Origin of the sequence: Burkholderia sp. AU4i (genome assembly GCF_000466765.1) — a bacterium.
Taxonomy (GTDB): domain Bacteria; phylum Pseudomonadota; class Gammaproteobacteria; order Burkholderiales; family Burkholderiaceae; genus Burkholderia; species Burkholderia cepacia.
Genome location: NZ_ASSI01000118.1, coordinates 1 through 7,189 on the forward strand (window position 1 = coordinate 1; position 7,189 = coordinate 7,189).

The following is a 7,189-nucleotide window of genomic DNA, read 5'->3' on the forward strand; positions in this document are numbered from 1 at the left end:
TCTACCCTCTTTCCCTACACGACGCTCTTCCGATCTCGCGGCGCGGCTGTCGAACGGCCTCGCGCTGCGCGTCGCCGTCGACAACAATCACGCGGCCTCGGCCGGCGTGCCGTGCGCCGACCTCGGCGCCGACGGCGCGGCCTGCGCGACGGGCCGCCTGATCCTGCAGAACCGCGGCCATCAGGCGATCGCCGACGGCGGCTGGAAGCTCTACCTGCACAGCATCCGCCGCCTGCTGCGAATCGATCGCCCCGGCTTCGCGCTGCGGCGGCTCACCGGCGACCTGTACGAGCTGACACCGCAACCCGGCTCGGTGCGGCTGGCACCGGGCGAACGCATCGAACTGCCGTTCGTCGCCGAATACTGGCTGCTGCGCTACAGCGACGTGATCCCGCGCCCGTACGTGGTCGTCGAGGGCGCGCCGCCCGCCGTGCTCCGCTACGACGACACCGACGACGAGCTGCGCTACGTCGAATCGCTGCCGGCCGACGCGCAGAACAACTCGACGGGCAACGCGCCGCCCGTGGCCGCACGGCCCGACCCGAGCCGCGCGCTGCCAAGTGTGAAGCGCGAGCAGCCGCTGCCCGGCACGCTCGAGCTGCGCGGTGTCGAGCTCGCCCTGCCCGATCTGCCGGACGCGCAGGTCGCGGCGCTGCGCGAACGTGCGACGACACTCGGGCTCGACGGCGCGCGCGTGTCGGTGCGGGGCGCCGTCGCGCCGCGCCGGCTGCCGGCCGACATCGCGACGCCGGGCGGCTACCGGCTCGCGATCGGGCCGCGCGGCGTGCTGATCGAGGGCTACGATCGCGCCGGCCTCTACTACGGCGTGCAGACGCTCTACTCGCTCGCACCGGCCGGCGGCGGCCCGATCCCGGCGATGCTCGTCGAGGATGCGCCGCGCTTCACGCATCGCGGGATGCACGTCGACCTCGCACGCAACTTCAAGCACCCGGCGACGCTGCGCCGCCTGATCGACCAGATGAGCGCGTACAAGCTCAATCGCCTGCACCTGCACCTGTCGGACGACGAGGGCTGGCGCATCGAGATTCCCGGCCTGCCCGAACTGACCGGGATCGGCTCGCGCCGCTGTCACGATCCGAGCGAGACGCGCTGCCTGCTGCCGCAGCTCGGCTCCGGCCCGGACAACCGCTCGGGCGGCGGCTACCTGACCCGCGACGACTACGTGGCGCTCGTGCGTTACGCGGCCGCGCATTTCGTCGAGATCGTCCCCGAGATCGACATGCCCGCGCATGCGCGCGCGGCCGTCGTGACGATGGAGGCACGTTACCGGCGGCTGCATGCGGCCGGGCGCGAGCAGGAAGCGAACGCATACCGGCTGCTCGATCCGCAGGACACGTCGAACCTGACGACGGTGCAGTTCTACGACCGCCGCAGCGACCTGAACCCGTGCGTGCCGGGCGCGCTCAATTTCGCATCGAAGGTGATCCGCGAGATCGCGGCGATGCATGCCGATGCGCAGGCGCCGCTGCACATCTGGCATTACGGCGGCGACGAGGCGAAGAACATCTTCCTCGGCGCGGGCTTCCAGCCGCTGAACGGCACCGATCCGAACAAGGGGCGCATCGATCTCGCCGCGCAGGACAAGCCGTGGGCGCGTTCGCCCGCATGCACGGCATTGCTCCAGCGCGGCGAGATCAAGTCGATCGACGAGCTGCCGACGCGTTTCGCGCAGCAGGTGAGCGCGGCGGTCAACGCGAACGGAATCGACACGATGGCCGCGTGGCAGGACGGCATCAAGCATGCGAACGGGCCGCAGGACTTCAGCACGCGCCACGTGATGGTGTCGCTGTGGGACACGATCTTCTGGGGGGCGTCGGACAGCGCGCGCGACCTGAGCGGCAAGGGCTACCTGACGGTGCTCGCACTGCCGGACTACCTGTACTTCGACTTCCCGTACACGCTCAACCCGCGCGAGCGCGGCTACTACTGGGGCTCGCACGCGACGGACGAGTACAAGGTGTTCTCGCTCGCGCCGGAGAACCTGCCGCAAAACGCCGAAGTGATGGGCGACCGTGACGGCAACCCGTTCGAGGTAACCGGCACGGGCCCCGCGCCGCGCATCGAAGGCATGCAGGGCCAGGCATGGGGCGAGGTGATGCGCAACGACACCTTCCTCGAATACATGGCCTATCCGCGGCTGCTCGCGCTCGCCGAGCGCGCCTGGCACCGCGCCGACTGGGAACTGCCGTATGCGGCCGGCGTGCGCTTCAAGCGCGGCGACACGCATCACGTCGACGCGGCCGCGCTGCAGCGCGACTGGGCCGGTTTCGCGACGCTGCTCACGCAACGCGAATTGCCGAAGCTCGACCGTGCCGGTGTCGGCTACCGGAAGCCGACCTTCACGCTGACGAATCCGTGATCGGCTGAACGACCGGGCGATGCGCGATGCAAACACGTGCATCGCGCCATCGCCCGCACCAAGAAAAAACGGCTTGCGACGCAAGGATCGCAAGCCGTTTTCGTTTTGCCGGCCGGCCCGAATCCGCATCGCGGATCGGGCCGGCCTGGTCACATCAGGCCGGCTGGGCGGCCGCCCCGCTGCCCGACGGCGGCAGGCGCGCGCCGAGCTGTTCGGCGTAGCGTGCCGCCGCATTGCCGCAGACGATGTGGAACGTGTCGAGCGACACCCACGCGACGTCGAGCGCGCCGAGACGATCGCGATCGACCGCCGACGGATCGCGCACGACCACACGCAGGCGCGTGGTCGCGATCGCGTCGAGCGACACGACGTTGGTCGCGCCGCCGAACACCGCGAGCCAGCGCGTCGGCTCCGGATCGAGCGGACCGGCGGCCGCACCCGTGACGGGTTGCGCCGCGGCGGCCGTCGCCGTCGACGCGGCACCGGTCGCGCCGCTGCCGATCGCGGCACGCATCTCGTCGGCAATGATGTCCGCCTCGGGCCCGATGATCACCTGCACGCTGTTGCCGCCGCGCTTGAGCACGCCGCGCGCGCCGATCGACTTCAGTTCCGGCTCCGAGACCTTCTCCGGATCGACGACGGTCAGGCGCAGGCGCGTCGTGCATGCGTCGACGACCGACAGGTTGCCCGCCCCGCCGAGCGCGGCGATGTAGCGCTGCGCGCGCGGCGCGGCAGCCACCGCAGCGGCGCCCGCCGCCGGCGCGACGAAGCCGCCCGATGCGTACGATTCGGCGGCCGCGTCGGCCGATGCCGGCTCACGGCCCGGCGTAGCCATGTTGAACTTGCGGATGAAGAAGCGGAACAGCCCGTAATACGCGGCGCCGTACGCGATGCCGAGCGGGATCGCGATCCAGCCCTTCGTCGACAGCCCGTAGTTCAGCACGTAGTCGATCGCGCCGGCCGAGAACGTGAAACCGAGCTTCACGCCGAGGATCTGGCAGATCGCGAGCGACAGCCCCGTCAGCACCGCGTGGATCACGTACAGCACCGGTGCGAGGAACATGAAGCTGAATTCGATCGGCTCGGTCACGCCGGTCAGGAACGACGTGAGCGCCATCGAGAACAGCAGGCCGCCGACCATCGCGCGGCGCTCCTTCGGTGCCTCGTGCAGCATCGCGAGACACGCGGCCGGCAGGCCGAACATCATGATCGGGAAGAAGCCGGCCATGAAGGTGCCCGCGGTCGGGTCGCCCGCGAAGAAGCGGTGCAGGTCGCCGTGCACGATCTCGCCGCCGGCGGGCGGCGTGAAGTTGCCGAACACGAACCACGCGAGCGAGTTGATGATGTGGTGCAGGCCCGTGACGAGCAGCAGGCGGTTCAGGAAGCCGAACACGAACGCACCGATCGCGCCCGCCGTCGTCAGCCACTGGCCGGCCGCGTCGATCGCATGCTGGACCGGCTGCCACACGTACCCGAACGCGATGCCGAGTACCACGCACACCAGCCCCGTGATGATCGGCACGAACCGCTTGCCGCCGAAGAACGCAAGGTAGTCCGGCAGCTTGATGTCCTTGTAGCGGTTGTACAGCAGGCCCGCGACGACACCCGCGATGATCCCGGACAGCACGCCCATGTTCAGCTTGGGATCGATGTCCTTCATGATCGCGGTTTCGATCAGGTAGCCGATCGCGCCCGCGAGTGCCGCCACGCCGTTGTTGTCTTTCGCGAAACCGACCGCCACGCCGATCGCGAACAGCAGCGGCAGGTTGTCGAAGATCGCGCCGCCGGCGTCGGCGATCATCTTGATGTTGAACACGTCAGGCTGGCCGAGTCGCAGCAGGATGCCGGCGACCGGCAATACCGCGATCGGCAGCATCAGTGCCCGGCCCAGGCCCTGTATTTTCAGAAACGGATTCCCGTTCATTCAGTCCTCCAATCCTTGTCTCGTCGTTAAGCGTCGTTAATCGTCGTTGAGCTGACTGCCTTCGTCGTAATACGGGTCGCGAACCTGCCGTCGACGCTCAGTCGAGCGGCCAGACCTCGCGACTTGCTGCCCTTACCGCCTGTGCCGAATCGAGCGCGAGCAGATCCTGCGCGCGCTGACGGCACAACTGGTAATCGAGACGGCGCACACGCGCCTTGATGCCCGGCACCGATACGGGGTCGACCGACAGCTCGGTCACGCCGAGGCCCACCAGGATCGGCACCGCGAGCGGATCGCCGCCGAGCGCGCCGCACACGCCGACCCACTTGCCGTGCTTCGCGGCACCGCGCACCGCGATGTCGATCAGGCGCAGCACGGCCGGGTGCAGGCCGTCCGACTGCGCGGCGAGATCGGCCTGGCAGCGGTCCATCGCGAGCGTGTACTGCGTCAGGTCATTGGTGCCGATCGACAGGAAATCCGCGTGCTGCGCGAGCTGGTCGGCCAGCAGCGCGGCCGACGGCACCTCGATCATCACGCCGACCTCGACCGGCTCGGTGCGGCCCTGGGCGCGCGCGAATTCGTCGATGCGCTTTTTCAGGCGCACGAGCTCGCCCGCGTCGGTCACCATCGGCAGCAGGATGCGCACCGCGCCGAACGGCTTCACCGCGAGCAGGCCCTGCAATTGATCGTCGAGCAGGTCGGGGCGCACCTGCGCGAGACGGATGCCGCGCAGGCCGAGCGCCGGGTTCGGTTCGGGCGGCAGCGTGAGGTAATCGACTTCCTTGTCGGCGCCGACGTCGAGCGTGCGGATGATCGCCGTGCGGCCCTGCAGCGCGTCGACGATCGACTGGTAGCTCTGCTGGTGCTCGACGACCGTCGGCGCGGCCTGGCGATGGATGAACATCAACTCGGTACGCAGCAGGCCGACCGCGTCGGCGCCGTTGTCGACCGCGGTGTTCGCGTCGTCGAGCGTCGCGATGTTCGCGGCGACCTCGATCGCGCGCCCGTCGACGGTGGCGGCCGCAGCCCCCGCCAGTTGCCGGTTCGCCTCGCGCACGCCGTCCAGGCGCTGGCGCTCGTGCCGCGCGCGCTCGACGTCGAGCGCGGTCGGCGCATGTTCGAGCCGGCCCGCGCTCGCATCGACGACGACCTGCGTGCCGTCCGGGATCGCGTACAGCGCATCGCCGACCGCCACCAGCGCCGGAATGCCGAGCTGGCGCGCGATGATCGCCGCGTGCGACGTCGCGCCGCCGCGCGCCATCACGAGCGCGGTCACGCGCTGGCGATCGAGCGACGACAAATCGGAAGGCGTGAATTCCTCGGCCGCGAGCACCGCTTCGTCGGGCAGCGCACGCGCGGCACCGTTCGTATGACCGAGCGCGCGCAGCACGCGCTTCTCGATGTCGCGCAGGTCGGCCGCGCGTTCGGCGAGCAGCGCGTCGTCGAGCTTCGACAGCGTGTCGATCTGCGTGCGGATCGTCGCGCGCCATGCGAAGCCCGCGCTCTTGCCGAGGCTGATCAGGTCGCGTGCTGAGTCGATCAGCGTCGGGTCTTCCAGCAGCACGCGGTGCACCGCGAAGATGCCCGCTTCGCCGACCGCGCCGCGCGCCGATGCGTGGCGCACCGTTTCGTCGAGTTCGGCGTCGACGGCCTTCAGCGCCTGGTCGAGCTGGCGGCTCTCCGACGCGGGCGTGCCGGCGGCCTGTTCGGGCGGCACGATCTCCGCATCGTCGAGACGCACCAGCGTGCCGACCGCGATGCCGGGTGCCGCGCACACGCCCGCGAGCGTATTCGGGTCAAGGGGTGCGCCGACGTTGCGCGCAACCGTCTGCGGCGCGGGCGACCTCAGCCGCGCCGGCTTTTCCTCGACTTCGCCGTGTGCTTCGCGCAGCAGCTCGTGCTCGACCGCATCGACGGCCTGCTGTGCGTGCGCGCCACGGCCGACCAGTTCGACCGTCGCGCCTTCGCCCGCACCGAGGCCGAGCAGGCCGACGACGCTCGCGATCGACGCCTTGCGGCCGTCGAACAGCACGTCGACGGTCGCGTCGAACCCGCGCACGGCTTCGCGCGCACGCGCGGCCGGCCGTGCGTGCAGGCCACCCGGCTGGGCCAGCACGATTTCACGGCGCACTTCGTGATGCGCGGCTGCGCCGGTTTGTGCCGCCTGCGCAGCCGCTTCGCCCTTGCCGCGCAGCGTGAGCAGCGGCGTCTTGCCGGCCGTCGCGAAGCCGCTGGCACGATTGACGACCTCGAACGCATCCGAGTTCGCGATCGCGATCACCGACACGAGCGAATGCGCGCTGCGCGCCACCGCGTCCTGGTCGAACTCGATCAGCAGCGCGCCCGCCTCGACACGCGTGCCGGCCTCGACGTGCGCGGTGAAGCCCTGCCCGTTCAGCTCGACGGTGTCGATGCCGATGTGCAGCAGCACTTCCGCGCCTTGCGGCGTCGTGATCGTCACCGCGTGGCCGGTGCGCGCGAGATGCGACACGACGCCCGCGCACGGCGCGACGAGCTGGCCCGCGAGCGGGTCGATGCCGATGCCGTCGCCGAACATCCCGCCGGAGAACACCGGATCGGGCACGTCGGCCAGCGCGACGATCGGCCCGGTCAAGGGGCTGAGCAGGACGATCTGATCATGGGTGGAACTCTTCAACTGGGACTCCTCGGCGCGTCTCATCGGCTGTCTCGGCTATCAGTGCGTTTCGGTGACTTTGTTCAGGTGGCGCGGCGTGTCGGGGTTGCGGCCGCGCGCGACGGCGAGATCCGCCGCCATCACGTAGAACGAAAGAATGGCGGCGATCGGGTCGAGCGCCGAGTGGGCGGACTGCGCGAGCGGCAAGGTCGCGCCGGGCGTGCCGGCGGGCGCCGCGAGCAGCACCGCC

2 protein-coding genes and 1 pseudogene are annotated in these 7,189 nt (G+C 70.2%); all 3 read right to left on the minus strand.

Annotation, left to right across the window (positions count from 1 at the left end; all coding sequences use genetic code 11):
- Positions 1–2,534: 2,534 nt before the first annotated feature.
- On the minus strand, positions 2,535–4,304 hold the full coding sequence (gene nagE, locus L810_RS25945; RefSeq protein WP_021161277.1) for an N-acetylglucosamine-specific PTS transporter subunit IIBC: 1,770 nt from the start codon (positions 4,302–4,304) through the stop codon (positions 2,535–2,537).
- Between the two features lie 97 nt (positions 4,305–4,401).
- Positions 4,402–6,984: a phosphoenolpyruvate--protein phosphotransferase gene (ptsP, locus tag L810_RS25950; RefSeq protein WP_042976192.1), complete on the minus strand. Its 2,583-nt coding sequence runs from the start codon at positions 6,982–6,984 to the stop codon at positions 4,402–4,404.
- 15 nt (positions 6,985–6,999) lie between these two features.
- Positions 7,000–7,189: pseudogene (locus L810_RS25955) on the minus strand (SIS domain-containing protein); the annotation flags it as partial.

Excerpts from the sequence above, each read along its gene's own strand:
- nagE (WP_021161277.1), bottom strand. The coding sequence starts at position 4,304 with ATGAACGGGAATCCGTTTCTGAAAATACAGGGCCTGGGCCGGGCACTG.
- ptsP (WP_042976192.1), bottom strand. The coding sequence starts at position 6,984 with ATGAGACGCGCCGAGGAGTCCCAGTTGAAGAGTTCCACCCATGATCAG.